This window comes from Streptomyces nanshensis, from assembly GCF_001751255.1.
In the GTDB taxonomy this organism is placed as follows: Bacteria; Actinomycetota; Actinomycetes; order Streptomycetales; family Streptomycetaceae; genus Streptomyces; species Streptomyces nanshensis_A.
Map to the genome: position 1 here is coordinate 1 of NZ_LJGW01000386.1, position 17,472 is coordinate 17,472.

20 protein-coding genes are annotated in these 17,472 nt (G+C 71.4%); 7 read left to right on the forward strand and 13 right to left on the reverse strand.

The window, feature by feature from the left end; genetic code table 11:
• From AN218_RS23740 to AN218_RS23750, 3 genes are all read right to left on the reverse strand, one after another.
• Positions 1–1,914, reverse strand: a 1,914-nt coding sequence (locus tag AN218_RS23740; protein ID WP_141747682.1) for an alpha-mannosidase, incomplete at its 3' end; no start/stop codon positions are given.
• Between the two features lie 136 nt (positions 1,915–2,050).
• Entirely contained in the window at positions 2,051–2,470 is a 420-nt protein-coding gene (locus AN218_RS23745; protein WP_244900636.1) for a type II toxin-antitoxin system VapC family toxin, read from the reverse strand.
• A 2-nt stretch (positions 2,471–2,472) separates the two neighbouring features.
• Positions 2,473–2,676 carry a hypothetical protein gene (locus AN218_RS23750; RefSeq protein ID WP_141747683.1) on the reverse strand — a complete coding sequence of 68 codons (204 nt, stop codon included), beginning with the start codon at positions 2,674–2,676 and terminating at the stop codon, positions 2,473–2,475.
• Positions 2,677–3,124: 448 nt separating this feature from the next.
• Between AN218_RS23750 and AN218_RS23755 the strand changes: the two genes are divergently transcribed.
• Complete coding sequence (locus AN218_RS23755; RefSeq protein WP_070018960.1) at positions 3,125–3,634, forward strand: ATP-binding protein; 510 nt, start codon at positions 3,125–3,127, stop codon at positions 3,632–3,634.
• A 139-nt stretch (positions 3,635–3,773) separates the two neighbouring features.
• Here the strand turns inward: AN218_RS23755 and AN218_RS23760 are convergent, their stop codons facing one another.
• Complete coding sequence (locus tag AN218_RS23760; protein WP_070018937.1) at positions 3,774–4,355, reverse strand: TetR/AcrR family transcriptional regulator; 582 nt, start codon at positions 4,353–4,355, stop codon at positions 3,774–3,776.
• 122 nt (positions 4,356–4,477) lie between these two features.
• Here AN218_RS23760 and AN218_RS23765 point away from each other — a divergent pair, with 122 nt between their 5' ends.
• Positions 4,478–4,873 (forward strand): VOC family protein, encoded by a 396-nt coding sequence (locus AN218_RS23765; protein WP_070018938.1) that lies wholly within the window; start codon positions 4,478–4,480, stop codon positions 4,871–4,873.
• A 280-nt stretch (positions 4,874–5,153) separates the two neighbouring features.
• On the opposite strand, the gene AN218_RS23770 is transcribed toward AN218_RS23765, so the two are convergent.
• The 4 genes from AN218_RS23770 to AN218_RS23785 form a co-directional block, all read right to left on the reverse strand.
• Positions 5,154–5,639 carry a GNAT family N-acetyltransferase gene (locus AN218_RS23770; RefSeq protein WP_070018939.1) on the reverse strand — a complete coding sequence of 162 codons (486 nt, stop codon included), beginning with the start codon at positions 5,637–5,639 and terminating at the stop codon, positions 5,154–5,156.
• 197 nt (positions 5,640–5,836) lie between these two features.
• The gene (locus AN218_RS23775) at positions 5,837–6,865 is read right to left on the reverse strand and encodes a 3-hydroxyacyl-CoA dehydrogenase NAD-binding domain-containing protein (RefSeq protein ID WP_244900638.1); all 1,029 of its coding nucleotides are present in this window, start codon (positions 6,863–6,865) and stop codon (positions 5,837–5,839) included.
• On the reverse strand, positions 6,852–7,781 hold the full coding sequence (kce, locus tag AN218_RS23780) for a 3,5-dioxohexanoate:acetyl-CoA acetone transferase (protein ID WP_070018940.1): 930 nt from the start codon (positions 7,779–7,781) through the stop codon (positions 6,852–6,854). The genes AN218_RS23775 and kce overlap by 14 nt, the downstream gene beginning before the upstream one ends.
• Before the next feature lie 130 nt (positions 7,782–7,911).
• On the reverse strand, positions 7,912–9,066 hold the full coding sequence (locus AN218_RS23785) for an aromatic ring-hydroxylating oxygenase subunit alpha (protein WP_070018941.1): 1,155 nt from the start codon (positions 9,064–9,066) through the stop codon (positions 7,912–7,914).
• A 330-nt stretch (positions 9,067–9,396) separates the two neighbouring features.
• Here AN218_RS23785 and AN218_RS23790 point away from each other — a divergent pair, with 330 nt between their 5' ends.
• The 3 genes from AN218_RS23790 (at position 9,397) to AN218_RS23800 (ending at position 11,727) form a co-directional block, all read left to right on the forward strand.
• On the forward strand, positions 9,397–10,167 hold the full coding sequence (locus AN218_RS23790; RefSeq protein WP_107421551.1) for an NPP1 family protein: 771 nt from the start codon (positions 9,397–9,399) through the stop codon (positions 10,165–10,167).
• A gap of 154 nt (positions 10,168–10,321) precedes the next feature.
• Entirely contained in the window at positions 10,322–10,690 is a 369-nt protein-coding gene (locus AN218_RS23795) for a PadR family transcriptional regulator (RefSeq protein WP_070018943.1), read from the forward strand.
• Positions 10,687–11,727, forward strand: coding sequence for a hypothetical protein (locus AN218_RS23800; RefSeq protein WP_070018944.1), 1,041 nt, complete (start codon positions 10,687–10,689; stop codon positions 11,725–11,727). Before AN218_RS23795 ends, AN218_RS23800 begins: the two co-directional genes overlap by 4 nt.
• A gap of 11 nt (positions 11,728–11,738) precedes the next feature.
• Here AN218_RS23800 and AN218_RS23805 read toward each other — a convergent pair whose 3' ends face one another.
• The 3 genes from AN218_RS23805 to AN218_RS23815 form a co-directional block, all read right to left on the reverse strand.
• Positions 11,739–12,137, reverse strand: coding sequence for a winged helix-turn-helix domain-containing protein (locus AN218_RS23805; RefSeq protein WP_079132512.1), 399 nt, complete (start codon positions 12,135–12,137; stop codon positions 11,739–11,741).
• The gene (locus AN218_RS23810) at positions 12,134–12,646 is read right to left on the reverse strand and encodes a hypothetical protein (RefSeq protein WP_141747684.1); all 513 of its coding nucleotides are present in this window, start codon (positions 12,644–12,646) and stop codon (positions 12,134–12,136) included. Before AN218_RS23810 ends, AN218_RS23805 begins: the two co-directional genes overlap by 4 nt.
• A 219-nt stretch (positions 12,647–12,865) precedes the next feature.
• Positions 12,866–13,270 carry a winged helix-turn-helix transcriptional regulator gene (locus AN218_RS23815; RefSeq protein ID WP_070018946.1) on the reverse strand — a complete coding sequence of 135 codons (405 nt, stop codon included), beginning with the start codon at positions 13,268–13,270 and terminating at the stop codon, positions 12,866–12,868.
• 59 nt (positions 13,271–13,329) lie between these two features.
• Between AN218_RS23815 and AN218_RS23820 the strand changes: the two genes are divergently transcribed.
• Positions 13,330–14,277, forward strand: coding sequence for an MBL fold metallo-hydrolase (locus AN218_RS23820; protein WP_079132513.1), 948 nt, complete (start codon positions 13,330–13,332; stop codon positions 14,275–14,277).
• Positions 14,274–15,521: an epoxide hydrolase family protein gene (locus tag AN218_RS23825; protein WP_070018947.1), complete on the forward strand. Its 1,248-nt coding sequence runs from the start codon at positions 14,274–14,276 to the stop codon at positions 15,519–15,521. The genes AN218_RS23820 and AN218_RS23825 overlap by 4 nt, the downstream gene beginning before the upstream one ends.
• A gap of 67 nt (positions 15,522–15,588) precedes the next feature.
• On the opposite strand, the gene AN218_RS23830 is transcribed toward AN218_RS23825, so the two are convergent.
• Both AN218_RS23830 and AN218_RS23835 read right to left on the reverse strand, forming a co-directional pair.
• A complete protein-coding gene (locus AN218_RS23830) occupies positions 15,589–16,611 on the reverse strand; it encodes a TAXI family TRAP transporter solute-binding subunit (RefSeq protein ID WP_070018948.1) in 1,023 nt (340 codons plus the stop codon).
• 177 nt (positions 16,612–16,788) lie between these two features.
• Positions 16,789–17,379, reverse strand: coding sequence for a TetR/AcrR family transcriptional regulator (locus AN218_RS23835; RefSeq protein ID WP_070018949.1), 591 nt, complete (start codon positions 17,377–17,379; stop codon positions 16,789–16,791).
• Between the last annotated feature and the right edge of the window lie 93 nt (positions 17,380–17,472).

Genomic DNA, 17,472 nt, shown 5'->3' on the forward strand with positions numbered 1-17,472 from the left:
GCCGCCCGCGGCCACGCCGCCGCGCGCGTGCGGCGCCGCGTTGAAGACGAGCGGCACGTCGCCCTCGCCCGCCAGCGCGCCCTGCGCACCCGCGATGATCTCCTCCAGCTCGGCCCGCACCCGCGCGTAGGTCTCCCGCGCCTCGCGGTGCACCCACGCGATCGACGAGCCCGGCAGGATGTCGTGGAACTGGTGCAGCAGCACCGTCTTCCACAGCTCGTCCAACTGCTCGTACGGGTACGGGTGTCCGGCCCGCACCGCCGCCGTCGCCGCCCACAACTCCGCCTCGCGCAGCAGGGATTCGCTGTGCCGGTTGCCCTGCTTGGTCTTCGCCTGCGAGGTGTAGGTGCCGCGGTGCAGCTCCAGATACAGTTCGCCCGCCCACACCGGCGCCTTGCTCCCGTACTCCTCCTGCGCCTTGGAGAAGAACGCCGACGGCTTCTCCACCGTCACCCGCGGCGAGCCCTCCAGGTCCTTCAGCCGCTCCGCGCGCGCCAGCATCTCGCGCGTCGAGCCGCCGCCGCCGTCGCCCCAGCCGAAGGGCGCCAGCGAACGCGAACCCCCGCCCTTCTCCTGGTAGTTGCGCGCGGCGTGCGCCATCTCGGCGCCGCCCAGGTCGGAGTTGTAGGTGTCGACGGGCGGGAAGTGCGTGAAGACGCGCGTGCCGTCGATGCCCTCCCACCAGAACGTGTGGTGCGGGAACTTGTTGGTCTCGCTCCACGAGATCTTCTGCGTCAGGAACCACTTGGCGCCCGCCAGCTTCACGATCTGCGGCATCGCCGCCGTGTAGCCGAAGGAGTCCGGCAGCCACACCTCCCGCGTCTCGACGCCGAACTCCTCCAGGAAGAAGCGCTTTCCGTGGACGAACTGCCGCGCCATGGGCTCGCCGCCGACCATGTTCGTGTCGGACTCGACCCACATGCCGCCCACCGGCACGAACTGCCCGTCCGCCACCTTCTTCTTGACCTTCGCGTAGACCTCGGGCCGGTACTTCTTGATCCAGTCCAGTTGCTGTGCGGAGGACATCGCGAAGACGAACTCCGGGTGGTCGTCCATGAGGTTGACCATGTTGGACGCCGTACGTGCCACCTTCCGTACGGTCTCGCGCACCGGCCACAGCCACGCCGAGTCGATGTGCGCGTGCCCGACGGCGCTGATGCGGTGCGCGGAGGGGCGCGCGGGCGTGGAGAGCACACCGCTGAGGGCGGCGCGAGCGGCGGAGGCGTTGCCAACGATGTCATGGACGCCGACCGCGTCCAGCGCCTCCTCGATCGCCCGCAGCAGCTCCCAGCGCCGCGCGTCCTCCAGCGGCAGCTCCTTCATCAGCGAACCGGCCACCTCCAGGTCCTGCACCAGCTCCCACACCTCGGACTCGAAGACCGCGAGGTCCATGCGGCGCAGCCGGTAGAGCGGACGGTCGCTGGAGGTGAGCTTGTCGCCCTGGTACGTGGGCAGTTGGGGCGTGTTCACGATGGGGTTGGCCGCGGCCTCGACGTACAGCTCGACGGCCTCGCCGCCGGCCGCCGGCTCCGCGACACGTACCCAGTCGTTGCGCGGGTTGAGCGCCTTGACGGCCTCGCCGTCGGCCCGGTAGATCAGGCCCTCGCACTGGAAGCCCGGCATGTTCCGGTCGAAGCCGAGGTCGAGCACCGCCTCGACGGTACGGCCCCGCCACTGAGCGGGAACCTGCCCCGTCACCTTGAACCATGTCGTGCCCCACGCCGGGCCCCACCGGTCACCCGCCTTCGAGGGCCCGTACGCGGCGGCGAGCCCCTCCGCGACGGGCACGGGCTCACCCGGGGCGTCCCACCGCTCGACGGTCAGGGGAAGAGGGCTGCTGTATACGGCGGGCTTGATCCGCTCGGCCAGGACGCGGCGCAGGCGGTCCTCCACGATGCGGCGGTCGTCGTGCATGGCGGGTGCTCCGATCTACGGTCCTCGGGTGCTCGTTACGTTCCACCTGGTGAGGAGCCTGCCATTCCGCTGGCCGCGGCGACAGCGTTGTGTTTCAGCCCGCGGTGGCGTAATGGAGCGCCGCGTCGGGCGCCTCCTACAGATCGTCCGGGAGCAGTTCGAACGCCGGGACGTGAGCGGGGCGGACGATGCTGAAGTGTTTCCGGTCCACGGTGCTCACCTGCTTCGCCTTCCATCGCTCCGCGAGCGCCACGACGCACGCGTCGGTGCCGCCGAGGGGCAAGTCGGCGTACTGGCGCACGAGTTGCGCCATCCGTTCGATGTCCTCCGGCATCAGGCCCGTGACGACGCCGAGTTGTCCGGTCGCGAGGGCGTCCAGGAAGGACGCTTCGACGTGGGTGCCGCATCGGTGTTGCAGCAGATGGCACACTTCGGCGATGACCGGCGTCGGGATCACCAGATTTTGCGGATTGACGCTGTCGTACCAGCGCGCACACGCTGTGTGACAGGCGTCATCGGCGTCAGCAAGGGCCACGAGGGGCCCTGTGTCGACCATGATCACTCGCCGAAGCCCGTCTCCCGCAGAACCTCATCGGCCCGCTCGGCCGTATCGGAGTGCCCAGAATGCCCCATCCCGATGAAACGGGGCCGTGCGGAGCGGGGCCTCTGCTCTATGAATGGCCTCAGAGTCTGCACAACGGCATCGATGTCGTCGTCGGGCACGCTGTCGATGAGAGCGTGCAGCTCTTCCCGCGTCGTCATGCCTTCCAGGGTAGCCAAGGTGGTGCCTTTCACCAGGGGCGTGCGTCGGTTGCAATCGGTCTTGCACGGCGGTGCCGCAAACAGGGCCTTGTACGGCACAGGCGGCACGCGCTTCGCGGTGGATCTGGGATCAGGGTGCGGTGGCGTATTGGAGGTACCGCGTCCAGTCGCTTCGCGCACTGGGAGGTAAGGGCCCTGCGGGGCCTTGGAATCCCGTATGCGGACGAGAGAGGCGGATCGACGGCCTCGCCCTCGTCGTCCGTCCGCTGCTCTGCGTGTCCGTCCTCGGTCATGTCACGCCACCCCTCTCGTGCCCGTACTCAACGGGAGACATGACGCCACGTCACCGCTGACGTGCCGTACAGCGGCGAGCCCGTACCGGTACGGAGCCGTGTCGTACCGCCCGTTTCCCTCGACCCATCATCACCGTTCGGACACGCTCCGTCACGTGAGATCCGAGATTGTCCCGCCCGAAATCGGCGCGCCCGTACACGAGTTCGCGCAGCTCTTCAGCTCGACCCCGCGAGGCGCCCGCCTCGCCCGGCTGATGGGCGCGCAGCAACTGGCCACGTGGGGCTGGCCGTACGACGACGACGTCTCCCGTACGGGGACGCTGCTCATCGCGGTGCTGGCGGCCAACGCCGCCACCCACGGCCGTGTGCCCGGCCGCAGCTTCCGGCTGCGGCTGCGTACGGGGCCGGGACTGCTCTTACCGGCGACGTTGCGGATCGAAGTCTCGGACGCCCACGACGAGTTCGGTCCGATGCGGCCCGAACTCCCCGTCGGCGAGGCCGAGTCGGGGCGCGGGCTGCTGCTCGTGGAGGCGCTGGCGAGCCGGTGGGGAGTGGTGCCGCGCCCGCCGTCGGGCAAGACGGTGTGGGCGGATCTCGTACTGGACCGGGGGCGCCGGAACGGCGCGTCCGCACCGTCCGTACCCCCGGAGGCGCCCTTCGTCTGACGGTGACGCGGCGGCACGCCCCCCCACGGGCGTCGCACACGGACGCGGAGGAAAGTGCTTACAGGCGGAGGCTCGGTGTAAGCGTTCTCCTCCGCCGGCCCCGGGCCGTGAACCACCCGTAACTGCCGGGCGCCGCACGTCAGTTGAACGCTATGTCCTCGCACCGCTTCACGCTGCGCCGGATCGAGGCGCGGTCGACGCCGAGCAGCGCGGTGAGCCAGATGCCGTTCTGGACGATGTCGATGTCGGCGGCCCGTTTGTTCGCCTCCGCCCGCGACAACTGCGGCCGGGCCGCGCGGATGAGCGCCGCGAGGCCCTTCCGGTAGCGCTTCTGCGCCGCGGTGTTGATCTCCTCGAAGTCCGGGTGCGCCTGCGCGATCGCCCACAACTGGAGGCGGAGGGAGAGGTATGCGGTCGTCAGATACTCCGCGTCGGCGATGCGGCGCAGCGCCGCGCGGAGGTTCTGCTCCGGGCTGCGGGCCGGGTCCGGTTCGACCATGGCCACGTCGTCCTCCTCGATGCGGCGCAGCGCCGCACTGATGAGGGTGACCTTGTCGTCGTAGTAGTAGTGGACCAGCCCGAGCGCGACGCCCGCCTCGCGCGCCACCGCGCGCATGCTGACGCCCGAAATGCCGTGCTGCGACAGGAGAGCGATGACGGCGTCGAGGATCCGCTCCTGCCTGCCGACCTTCTTCTCCAGTTCCGCGACCGTCTCGCTCACGCGGGCGATACTAGTCGCGCGGGCTGCCGTCCCGACGCAGTCGTCCCACCCAGCCGTTCCACCCGGGAGACGGTCTCCCGGGCGGCCTTGCCGGGCGGGCCCGCGGACGGGGAGGTCCCAACATGGCCAGCAAGCTGACGGAGCTCGCGATCGACTGTACGGATCCGGGCGCTCTCGCCCGGTTCTGGTGCGCGGTCCTCGACTACGAGGTGCTGGAGGAGAACGACGACGAGGGGACCGTCACCATCGGCTCGCTCTCCGCGCCCGATGCCCGCGCCCAAGTGGGCCCGGTGCCGCCGCCGTTGACGTTCGCGCGGGTGCCCGAGGGCAAGACCGGCAAGAACAGGCTCCACCTCGACGTCAACGCGACCGACAGGGAGCAGGACGCGGAGGTGCAGCGCCTGCTCGGTCTGGGGGCCCGGTACGCCGAGGTCGGGCAGAGCGGCGAGGAGAGCTGGGTCTGTCTCACCGATCCGGAGGGGAACGAGTTCTGCGTGCTGGCGGGGCGCTGCCCCTGACGGGCGGTCCCTGGCCGACCGTCAGGCCGGGGGCCGGGCAGCGCGGGAGCTGTTTCCGGACGTCCAGTGCTGTGACCGGGAAGGTCCACCGGGTTGGGTTTCGCACTGGGTGCCCATCGGCCGGTCGGATGTGAGGACACATCCGCGGAAGCGCCCGCACCCGCAGCCCGCACCCGCAGCGAGAAGGTATCCGCTGGGGCGGACGCGACCTGGCTGCCGCGGCCTGACCACCGCGCCGGACGCCACGGTCACAGCTCAGCGTTCTGTCGCGAACCTTCCCTCAAGCAGGGGGCACCCGGCAGGCAGAGACTTCGAAGACGACTTCGAGACCGTCCTCTTCGTCCCACTGTTCTCCGACCTCAACGAAGCCGAAGCCCGAGATCGTGGCCAGGGACGCCACGTTGTCCGGGCTGATCGTCGCCCGCACGGTCGTGACTGCGGGTTCGGCTGCTGCCCGGCGCAGCAACTCGGTCAGCGTGGACCGGGCATATCCCCGGCGACGGAAGGCGGGAGCGACGGAGTAGCCGATCTCGACCATGCCGACCTCATCGGGCGGTCCGTGGAACCCGGCATGTCCGACGACGAGACCCTTGTCGCCGACGACCGCCTGCCGCACCATCCACCGCGCATGGCCGGGATCGGCGGCCATCTGGTCAAGCCGGAACTGCCACAGCCACCGTGCCCTGTCGGTTACGAAGTACTCGGTCAGCGAAACCCCGGCCGTCCTGCTGGCTCCGGACAGGTCTCCAGCCAGCAAAGCGGACATCGCCCCGTCGGACAGTTCGACGAAACGGACACGTTTCGGGCTCCGCGTGAGCGGTCTCCAGCGATCGGCTCCATCTGTCACCCGCGGATGCTCGCCGACTGATCCGAAAGGTGTCCAACCATTTCGCAGCAGCCCGGCAACCAGCGTGTGACACCATCCACCACCACTCACCCCGGTGAAGGCTCATGGTCACGGCACTACCGCCCGTCCGTCGGCGGCTGCCCCCGGTGTTCGCGGGCGAGGGCGATCAGCCCGGTGAGCAACGCGTCGCGCTGCCGGGAGAGTTCGTCGACCGAGCGGGATCCGGTGACCGGGCGGAGCCCGTCCACGAGCCGCCGGGCCGTGGGCCCGTCCAGATACGGCCCTCCCAGGTCGTCGAACCAGCGGTTGAAGCTGTCGGCGTAGCGCTCGCAGAAGTCCTCAAGTCCCCCGTCGCCGGCGCCCAGATGGAACAGCAGCGTCGGGCCCATCGCCGCCCACCGCAGCCCCGGTCCGGCCGAGACCGCCGTGTCGACGTCCTCGACGCTCGCCACGCCCTCCCCGACGAGATGGATGGCCTCGCGCCACAGCGCCGCCTGCAACCGGTTGGCGACATGGCCCGGAACCTCGCGCCTGACCTCGATCGTCACCTTGCCGGCCGACTCGTAGACGGCACGCGCCCGGTCCACGACGCCCGCCGCCGTACGGTCGTTGCCCATCACCTCGACGAGCGGGATGAGATGCGGAGGGTTGAAGGGGTGGCCGAGGACGAAGCGTTCCGGGTCCCGCCAGCCGCCCTGCATCTCGCTGAGGGTGAGGCCGGAGGCCGACGACGCGACGACCGTCCCGGCGCCGAGGGCGGGTTCGATGTCGGCGTAGAGGGCGTGCTTGAGGTCCAGCCGTTCCGGAACGCTCTCCTGGACGAACCCGGCTCCGTCCACCGCCGTACGGGCGTCGGCGCAGAAGCGCAGTCCCTCGGGATCGCCGTGCTCGGTCAGGCCCAGTTCCGTGAGGACGGGCCAAGCGCTCTCGACCGCCTGCCGCACCCGGTCCTCCGCGCGGGGATCGGGGTCGAAGACGGCGACGGACTTTCCGGCGGCGAGGAACAGCGCGGTCCAGCTCCGGCCGATGACGCCGCCGCCGAGGCTCGCGACATGGGTGACGCCGCCGGTCCCGTCCGTCCCGCCGTCCGCGTCCGGCCGGTTCAACTCGTCCGGGCCGCTTGCCGGTTGCTCAGAACGCGACACGGTCCGCTCCCTTCAGGGCCAGCCGGCGGCGGGCCTCGGCCGGGGTCGCGACCGTACGTCCGAGGGACTCGACGATCGAGCGGATCTTGGCGACCTGCGCGGCGTTGGACGGGGCGAGTTCGCCGGGGCCGATGAAGAGGCTGTCCTCCAGGCCGACCCGCAGATTGCCGCCGAGCATCGCGGCCTGCGTCGCGAAGGGCATCTGATGGCGGCCCGCGGCGAGCACCGACCACTCGTAGTCGTCGCCGAAGAGCTTCTCGGCGATGGTGTGCATGTGCACGAGGTTGTCCAGATCGGCGCCCGCGCCGCCGAGGACGCCGAAGACCATCTGCACGAAGAAGGGCGGCTCGATCCAGCCCTGGTCGATCAGCCAGGCGAGGTTGTAGAGATGGCCGAGGTCGTAGCACTCGAACTCGAAGCGGGTGCCGTGCGAACCGCCCAGCTCCTTCACGATGTACTCGAGGTCGGCGAAGGTGTTCTTGAAGACGAAGTCCCGTGTCATCTCCAGGAATTCGGGCTCCCAGTCGTGCTTCCAGCTCTCGTACCTCTCCAGCATCGGGAAGATGCCGAAGTTCAGGGAGCCGACGTTGAGGGAGGCCATCTCGGGAGACGTGGCGACGGCCGCGCGGAGCCGCTCCTCCCGCGACATCCCCAGTCCGCCGCCCGTCGAGACGTTGACGACGGCGTCGCACGCGGCGGAGATCCGCGGCAGGAACTGCTGGAAGAGCTCCGGCCGGGGGTCGGGGCGGCCGGTCTGCGGATCGCGGGCGTGCAGATGGATCACGGCCGCGCCTGCCTCGGCGGCCTCGACGGACGCCTGGGCGATCTCCTCGGGGGTGACCGGCAGATGCGGTGACATCGTCGGGGTGTGGATGCCACCGGTGGGGGCGCAGGTGATGATGACCGGCTCGGGCACGGGAGCCTCCCTACGGAGTGGACGGGCCTACGGGGCGGACGGGCCTTCGCAGTTAGGGGTCTGCGGAGTCGAGGGTCTGCGGAGCGGACGGTGCGCGTCCGCGGCCGCGGACGTGGGCGTGGGCGCGTGATCAGGACGGGCCCGTACCGGCCGCCAGCGCGCGGTACGCCTCCAGGACGAGGCCGTGGAAGTGGTGCACGCCGTGCTCGGAGAGCCCCGGCGCCCGTTCCGGGTCGTAGACGATCCGGCCCTGGTCGAAGGCGGGGCTGCGCATCCCGCGCTGGACGCTCTCGACCAGACCGATGTCCTGCACCTGAAGCACCTCGTCGATGTAGCGCACCGACTGCCGCTCGGCCTCGTTCAGTTCGGTGCTCTCCAAAAAGAAGTCCCAGGTCTCCAGGGTGCGTTCGGGCCCCGCGGGCAGGATCTGGAAGACCATGAAGTTCCCCCGCCCGGGATAGCGCAGCAGACAGGTGTTGGGCCACAGCCACCACACGGCGTGCTCCGTGACGGACGCGCCGGACACGTCGTAGGCGGTGTTCTCGGACGTGCCCGCGTCCGCGAAGTGGCTCGACCAGATGCCGTGGGTCTTCACGTCGTAGGTGTCCATGTCGACGAGCGACACGAACTCCTTGTGCGCGATGTGGCAGTGGTAGCACTCCAGGAAGTTGTCGACGACGTTCTTCCAGTTGGTCTCGACGTCGTAGTGCAGCCGCTTGGCGTGCGTGAGCCCGGCGACGTCCGGTGCCCGCTGCGTGATCTCCGCGGCCAGGTCGGGTGCCTGCGCGGCGAGCGGCAGGGCGTCCGGGTCGAGATTGACGTAGACGAAGCCGCAGAACTCCTCGACCTGGACCCGGTCCAGGCAGACGTCCCCCTTCTCGAACGTCTCCATCCGGTCAGTGCGCCGTGCCGCCAGCAGGGCACCGCTCAGGTCGTAGGTCCACGCGTGGTACGGGCACACGATGGTGCCCGTCTTGCCCGAGCCGGAGAGCAGTTCGTGCGCGCGGTGCTTGCAGACGTTGTAGAAGGCGCGCAGCTCGCCGGAGCGGTCGCGGACGACGGCCACCGGCATCTCGGCGACCGTCGTGGCGACATAGCTGCCGGGCCGGGCCAGCTTCTCGACATGGCAGACCCACTGCCACGTCCGCGCGAAGATCGCCGCCAGATCCGCGGCGTGCCACTTGGGATCGGTGTACGCCTCGGCGCGCAGGGACATCGAGCGCGCCGGGTCCTCGTCGTAGCCGGTGGCGACGGCCGCGACCTCGGCCGTGGAGACAGCAGTCATGGCGACGACGATAGGCGCGGTTGGACGAGCGTTCAATGCCTCGTATGAACGGTCGTCCAAATTCCGGGGTGCGGGGCAGGGGTGGGCGGTGCGGTGGTGCCGCCGTGCCGGACAGGACCGCCGGGCCCGGCGAGGTGGCAACTTGCGTACGGTGACGGGGAGTTGGGGCGGCGGCGATGGAGCCGGGAGACGAACTCCCGGCCCGGGGGGAGCGAAATCGCACAACTATGCACGCGGTGTATAGATCTCGGATACGGTGATGCGCGCCCGGCCGCAACGCAGCGGCCCCCAGGATCCTGGCCCGTGCCAGGACCGGTGAGGAGGACGCACGTGCACAGAAAGAGACTGAAGCTCTCGCTCGCCGCAGTCGCCGGAGCCGCCACCCTCGTCGTAGCCTTCCCGGCCTCGGCGCTCGCCGAACCGCCGCAGGCGCTCGCGGAGAACGCCTCGGAGCAGGAGAAGACCTTCGAGCCCGCGTACGACTACGACAAGGACGGCTGCTACGCCACTCCCGCCATCGGCCCCGACGGCACCCTCGCCGAAGGGCTCGACCTCGGGGGCGACGTCAACGGCAACTGCCGGGACGAGTCCGACCTCGACAACACCAACGTCTACTCCCGCGAGAAGTGCAACAACGGCTGGTGCGGGATCGTCTACGCCTCGTACTTCGAGAAGGACCAGGTCTCCGCGGGCGGCGGCAGCGCCGGGCACCGGCACGACTGGGAGCACATCGTGGTGTGGGTCAAGGACGGCACGGCCGAGTACGTCGCGACCTCCGCACACGGCGGGTTCACCGTCCACAAGCCCTCCGACCTGCCCTGGGACGGCACCCACCCGAAGGTCGTCTATCACAAGGACGGCGCGAGCACGCACGCCTTCCGCGCCGCGAAGAACGACGGCGGCGACGAGCCGCCCGAGAACCACAAGGGCACCTGGCAGCGCCCCGCCGTGGTCGGCTGGGACGGCTACCCGGAGGGCCTGCGGGACACGCTCACCGGAGCCGACTTCGGCGACGCGACGCTCGGCATCCGGGACGACACCTTCGCGGACCATCTGGCGGACGCGAAGCCGGACGACATCCCCTTCGACCCCGCGGCCTGACCGCCGCGCGGTACGAACGCGGGTCCGCCGCCCCGGAGTTCGGGCCATGGAGTGCCGCTCCGGGGCGGCGCGGCCGGCGGCGGGCCGCCGGTACTGTCCACGGGTGCCCATATCGTGGCTTCCACGATATGGTGCCGCCATGGCATCGAGAGGCATGACGCAGACGGCGTTCTTCGTCCTCGTCGCACTCACCGACGAGCCGCGCCACGGGTACGGCATCGTGCAGGAGGTCGACGCGCTGTCCGACGGACGCGTACAGCTCCGGATCGGCACGCTCTACGGAGTCCTGGACCGGCTGGCGGCCGACGAGTTGATCGAGCTGGACCGCGAAGAGGCACACCAGGGCCGGCTGCGGCGCTACTATCGGCTGACGGACGCCGGTGAGGCGGCGCTCGCGGACGAGGCGGAGCGCATGGCGGAGGGCGCGCGCACCGCGGCCCGTCGCGTGGAGGGCCGCCGCGGGGGAGCGGGCAAGCAGCCGCCCGGCGCGGTGCGCCCCGGTCTCGCGGGAGGCGGCGCATGACGTCGCTGCTGGAGACGCGCTACCGCAGGGTGCTGCGGATGCTGCCCGCCTCCTACCGCGCCCGGCGCGAGGAGGAGATGGTCGACACCTACCTCCAGGACTTCGACGAGTACGAGCAGGACGAACTGCGGCCCGCCTGGCGGGAGGTGGCCAGCATCGCCGCGCTCGCCGTGCGGACCCGTACGGGCGGTCCGGGCGCCGCTCCCCGCCATGTCCTCGCGGGCGCGGCCCTGCGGCTCTTCGCGCTCATGAGCGTCCTGCTGCACGGCGCGCGCGAACTCACCGACCGTGCGCTGTCGTTGGCGTACGTCAGCGGGGCGCCCGCGGACGACCGGGCGCTCTTCCTCGGCATGTTCGACGGTCACGACGGTGTGCCGTCGGCGGTGCGCGCGGCCTGTCTGTGGCTGCTGCCGCTGTGCTGGGTCGCGGCGTACGCGGCGCTGCTGCGCGAGCGCAGGCGGCCCGCTCTCGTCCTGGCCGTCCTCGCGGCGCTGCCCGGACTGATGCCCGCCGTGGACTGGGCGGCGGGGCTGCCGGTGCTGATCGACGGCTACGACGTCGCGTTCGCCGCGTCCGGCTGGCTCACCGTCCTCGCCCTGGGTTGCGCCGTCCACGAGGACGCGCCGCCCGCGCGGCTTCCGGCGGTGCCGCCGGGGCTGGCGCTGATGGGGGTCTGCGTTCTGATGGGCGGCTCGCTCGTGGTGTGGCCCGAGGGCTTCGACTCGGTCTGGTCGAGTGGCGTCGCGTGCGTCGTGGCCGGTGTGGTGTGGTGCGCGGCACGGGTACGCGGCGCCGCCGCCGATCCCGCCGTGCCGCTGGCCCTGGGTCTGCTGACCCTGCTCGTACTGGCCGAACGCGCGGGCATGCTCGCCCTGTTGGCCGAGAGCCGGGTGCCGGCGTCGCTGCTGTACGGGGCGGGTGCGCAGACCGCTGCGCTCGCGGTGCTCACCGTGGTGCTGGGCGTCGCCGGGGCGCGTCTCGTACGGCGCGGCCAGGGGGCGTACGCGGCGCACGGCGAGCGCGGCGCGCTGGAGTAGCACCCGGCTCGTCATGTGCGCGCGGGCGGCGGCGAGTTCGTGCCGCCGCCCCCCGCGTCCCTCTCGGCGCCGTTCCTCTCGGCACCGGCCCCCTCGGTGCCGCGTGCCTCGCCCGCCTGCCGTGACTGCTCGACGATCCGTTGCAGCGCGGCGACATGGCCCTCCAGCGCACCGCGTCCGGAGGCGCTCAGACTCAGCCACGTACGGGGGCGCTTGCCCACGTAGCCCTTCTCCGCCTCGACGTAGCCCTGCTTGCTCAACGTCGTGACCTGCTTGGAGAGCGCCGAGTCGGAGAGCCCCACCGAGTCGCGCACCCACCCGAACTCGGCCCACTCGGTGGCCGCGAGCAGCGACACGATGGACAGACGCGTGGGGTCGAGCAGGACCGGGTCGATGTCGGTGTGCGTCATGGGCGGACGGTGCCCGTCGTGTGCTGCGTGCGCCGGCCGGCCGACAGCATGGCCCGCTCCAGGGCGGGAGCGAAGAAGATCACGACGGCCCCCAGCATGGCGCCGAGCGCGGTGTGCCAGTACGGCAGATCCAGACGTGCCCCGGCGAGCCCGACCCCGAGCCCCAGCAGCACGATCACCAGAGGTATCCAGCGGGCGTAGGCGGCCTTGCCCCGCAGGGCCGCCTTCCTGTCGACGCGGGCGGAGCGGCCGAGCGCGCTCGATCCGCGCCGTGTCCGCAGCAGCAGCGTGTACGCGATGACCAGCACCGCAAGTCCGATGGAGATCCAGGAGTTGGCGTCGTCGCCGAGGAAGTCGCGGGCGGCGAGATCGCCGAAGAGCAGCAGGCCGATCACCAGACGCACCCAGAGCGCGTCGCTCGTACCGCCGCCGATGGCCTGCTCCTCGCGCTGCCCGACCTGGTCCAGGGCGCGGGCCGCCTCGTCGGGTGTCGGACGCTGTCCCGTCATCGTGACCACTCCTGTTTCCTTCGGTGGAATTACTTTCCTGAGTGGAAAGTAGCAGCGCGATGTCTGGCGCGGCAAGTACTTGCCTGAAGGGAAAGTGTCCTGGACCGACGGGAGTTGGGGCAGCCGTCCGTGCCGGGGGCCGTGTGGCCGTGGCGATGTCCCGTACGTCCGTACGGAGTTGGGCGGGGCCGGGGGATGGGGCCGGGTGATGCGGAGCGGCTACGGGGCGTCGTCCCGTACCGCCGTGCCCCACTCCCACATGCTGTGCATCACCGGCTCCAGGGCCCGGCCCCGCGCCGTGAGCACGTAGTGAACTCGCGGCGGCCAGCCGGGAGTCCGGTGCCGTTCGACGACGCCCGCGGCGGTCAACTGCGCGAGCCGGTCGGAGAGGACCTTGTCCGAGAGGGCCGGCAGCGCGCCGGGCAGTTCGGAGTACGCGGCCTGTCCGCGGCGCAGCAGTTCGCGCAGGACCAGCGGCGTCCACCGGCCGCCCAGCGTGGCGAGGGTGACGTCGACGGGGCAGCGCGGTTCACTGCCCGGGGGAACGAGGCGGTCCTGCGGACAGTCCGCCAGCGGACCGCTCCGCGCGTACGGCCGCCCGTGTCCAACCGTTTGGTGAGTCACGAAAGCCCCTCCTAACGTCCCGTTCCCGACGACCCGTCCGCTCGCCTCCAGGGGGCCCGATGCGCATCCACCACCTCAACTGCGGCTCGCTGCGGAAGATTCCACTGCCCGGCGACGAGGCCGCGTCGGTCGGGCCTGCGGCGGACGAACCCGGCCGCGAAGCGGCCCTCGTGTGCCACTGCCTGCTGATCGAGACGCCGTCGGACGGGCTGGTGCTGGTCGACACCGGTCTGGGCACCGCCGACCGCCGGGACCCGGACGCGGCGCTCGGCGCCGACTGGGTCGCGTACGCGCAGCCCGCGCTGGACCCCGAGGAGAGCGCGCTGCGGCAGGTCGTACGCCTCGGGTACGCGCCGCAGGACGTACGGCACATCGTCCTGACGCACCTGCACCGCGACCACACCGGAGGGCTGCCCGACTTCCCGCACGCGCGGGTGCATGTGCACCCCGAGGAGTACCGGGCTGTCACCGATCCCGCCGCTCCGCACCACGTCCACAGCCTGGAGCGCTTCATGTCCGCCCACCGGGCGCACGGTCCGCTGCTGACGCCGGCGCCGGTCCCCGCGGAAGGGGCGGAGGAGGGAGACGGCACCTGGTTCGGCTTCCGGGGCGCGGCGTATCCGCTGGGCGTGGAGCGGGAGTTGGCGATCGTGCCGCTGCCCGGCCACTCCGCCGGGCACGCGGGCGTCGCCGTACGCGGCGACGACGGCAGGTGGCTGCTGCACGCGGGAGACGCGTACTTTTACCACGGCGAACTGGAGCAGACCCCGCCCGTCTCCCACCCCGTGCTCGACCCCGTACAGCAGGGCGCACAGACCGACGCCGCGGCCCGCGTCGCCACCCGCGACCGGCTGCGGGAGCTGCGCCGCGAACACCCGGACGAGGTCACGGTCTTCAGCGCGCACGACCCGTGGGAGCTGGCCCGGTTCCTCCCGGACGGAGGGACGGACGCGGCCGGGTCCCGCGGCCTTCCCGACACCCGCGACGAGCGCCGGAGCCGCCGATGACCGCCGAGCCCTTCCCCCTGGAGCCCTTCCCCCTGGAGCACGTCCCGATCCACGTCCCCGACCAGGTACTGGAGGATCTGCGCGACCGTCTCGCACGGACCCGTCCCCCGGTGGACGAGGCCAACGAGGACTGGTCCTACGGCGTCCCCCGCAGCTATCTGGAGGAACTGGTCGCCTACTGGGCCGACGGGTTCGACTGGCGCCGGGCCGAGGCGGCCCTCAACGCCTATCCGCAGCACCGGGTCACCGTCGACGGCGTCCCTGTGCACTTCCTGCGCAAGCCCGGCCGCGGCCCCCGTCCGATCCCGCTGATCCTCAGCCACGGCTGGCCCTGGACGTTCTGGCACTTCTCCAAGGTGCTCGACCCGCTCGCCGACCCCGGCGCCTTCGGCGGCGACCCCGCCGACGCCTTCGACGTCATCGTCCCCTCGCTGCCCGGCTTCGGCTTCCCCGGACCGCTCACCGGCTTCCCCGACGTCAACTTCTGGAAAGTCGCCGATCTGTGGCACCTGTTGATGACCCGCACCCTCGGCCACGACCGGTACGCGGCGGGCGGCTGCGACATCGGCGGCCTGATCTCCAGCCAGCTCGGCCACAAGTACGCCGACCACCTCTACGGCATCCACATCGGCTCCGGGCTGCCGCTCGACTTCTTCAACGGGCCGCGCGCCTGGGACTTCGCCCGCGGACGCCCGCTCACCGACGACCAGCCCGACGACGTCCGCGCCCGCATCGTCGAACTCGACCGCCGCTCGGCCGTCCACCTCAGCGCGCACATGCTCGACGGCGCCACCCTCGCCCACGGACTCAGCGACTCGCCCGCCGGGCTGCTGGCCTGGCTGCTGGAGCGCTGGAGTGCCTGGAGCGACAACGGCGGAGACGTCGAGTCCGTCTTCACCAAGGACGACCTGCTCACCCACGCCACGATCTACTGGGTGAACAACTCAGCGGCCACGTCGATGCGTTACTACGCCAACGCCAACCGCCACCCCTGGACGCCCTCCCACGACCGCACCCCCGTCGTGCAGGCACCGGCCGGTCTCACGCTCGTCGGTTACGAGAACCCGCCCGGCGTCCACACCGCCGAACAGCGCGTCCGGTGGTTCGAGAACAGCCCGCAGGCCGCCTGGTTCCACCACGTCAACGTCACCGCCCACGAGCGCGGCGGCCACTTCATCCCCTGGGAGGTCCCGGGAGCCTGGGTGGACGATCTGCGCCGCACCTTCCGCGGCCTCCGGCCCTGAACTCCGCGGCACCGACGGCCTGTCGGGCCCCACCGCGACCGTGCGTGCGTGAACTCGCGGCTCGGCGCTACGGCTTGACCGATCGGTAGTAGTGCCGCGCCCCGCGGTGCAGCGGCAGCGGCGCGGTGTAGATCGCCGTACGGCGGTCGACCTTCTGGGCCGCGTGGACCTTCTCGCCGATCTGGTCGCGGCTGTTGAGCACCGCGCGCGTCATGCCCTCCGTGAGGGCCGTGTCCGTACGGTCCGTCGTCACCAGCAGATTGGCGACCGCGACGGTGTTGACCGGCTCGCCCTGCTGCACCGCCGGATAGGCGTCGGCGGGCATCACGGCGGCGCGGTAGTGGCGGGTCTCCGGCTGGAGCGCGTGCAGCTTCTCCACCAGGTCGCCGAGCTGGACGAGCTGGATGTTGGTACGGGCCGACAGGTTCTCGATCGCGGTGGTCGGCAGGCCCCCGGACCAGAAGAACGCGTCGATCTTGCCCTTCTCCAGCAGGTCCGGCATGCGGTCGATGCCCTGGCGCACCGCGTGCACGTCCTTGTCGACGTCCAGGCCCGCCGCTTTCAGCAGCCGCCCCGCGATGAGGTTGACCCCGGAGCGCTCCTGGCCGACGCCGACCCGCATCCCCTTGAGGTCCTTCGCGCTGCGCACGCCCGAACCGGCCGGGACGACGAGCTGGATGTAGTCGTCGTAGAGCCGCGCGCACGCGCGCAGCCGGTCCGAGCCCGGTTCCTTGCCGTCGCGGTAGGTGGCCACGGCGTCGGAGGCCGCGATGGTGAAGGAGGCCTTGCCCGAGGTGACCATGTCCAGGTTCTGCACCGAGCCCTGGCTGGGGAGCAACCGCACGCGTACATCGGGCAGTTCGCGGTGCAGCCGGTCCTTCAGCAGGGAGCCGTAGCGCGCGTACACGCCGGTCGGTACGCCGGTGGCGAAGGAGACGGTGCCGCTGGGGGAGGAGCTGCCGGCGGGCACCAGCCACCACAGCAGCACCCCGAGCACGACGGCCACGGCCGCGGCGGCGCGCACGACGTACCGCCGCTGCGGGCGCGGGACGCGACCGTCGAGGCGCGTGAAACGGCGGAGGCTCACCATGGACGGTGATCGTGCCAGCCGCGGGCGCCGGATGCGAGACGCGATATCAGCTCGATACGGAGGCGACAGCGGAATGCGGCCCTCCGCCGGCCTCCCGCCGGTCTCCCCGCCCGTTCCCGTACGGCCTGGATCCGTACAGTACGGATCCGTACGGCCCGGCACGCGCCGGACCTGGGCTCACCGCGGGCGCAGCCCCCACAGCAGCCGCTCGACCGCGTCCGGTACGACGCTCTCCAGCTCCTCACCGGCGAGGATCCCGCTGTTGGCCATGGCGGCCAGCCCGTGCAGCGTCGCGAGTGCCACCTTCGCCAGCGACTCCGGGTCGCCCGGGACCAGTTCGCCCGCCTCCTGCGCCGCCGAGATCACCCCCAGCGCCACGGCGAACGCCCGCTCCGCCGCCTCGTACACCGGCTCGGCGCCCTCCCGGTGCTTCCCCGCGTACATCAGCTCCAGCAGCGCCGCGTGCCGCGTCGCGAAGAGGACGTACGCGCGGGCGAGGGCGTGGAACCGCGCGATGGAATCCGGCTCGGCCTCGCGCACGGCGTCGTCGAGGTCGCGGCCGAGGCGTGCGAACCCGTCCTCGGCGAGCGCGTCCAGCAGCGCCTGCCGGTCGCCGAAGTGGCGGCGGGGTGCGCCGTGGCTGACGCCTGTGGCGCGGGCCAGTTCGCGCAGGGAGAGCGCCTGTACGCCCCGCTCGCGCAGCGTCTCCTCGGCCCGTATCAGGAGGGCGGAGCGGAGATTGCCGTGGTGGTAGGAGCGGGCACACATGGCGGCAGAGTATCCGACCGCCCCAGGTCAGCGGCCCGGTACGGGCGGGAGAGGGCGGCCCGTACCGGCGGGGAACGGCGGCGCGCGGGGCGG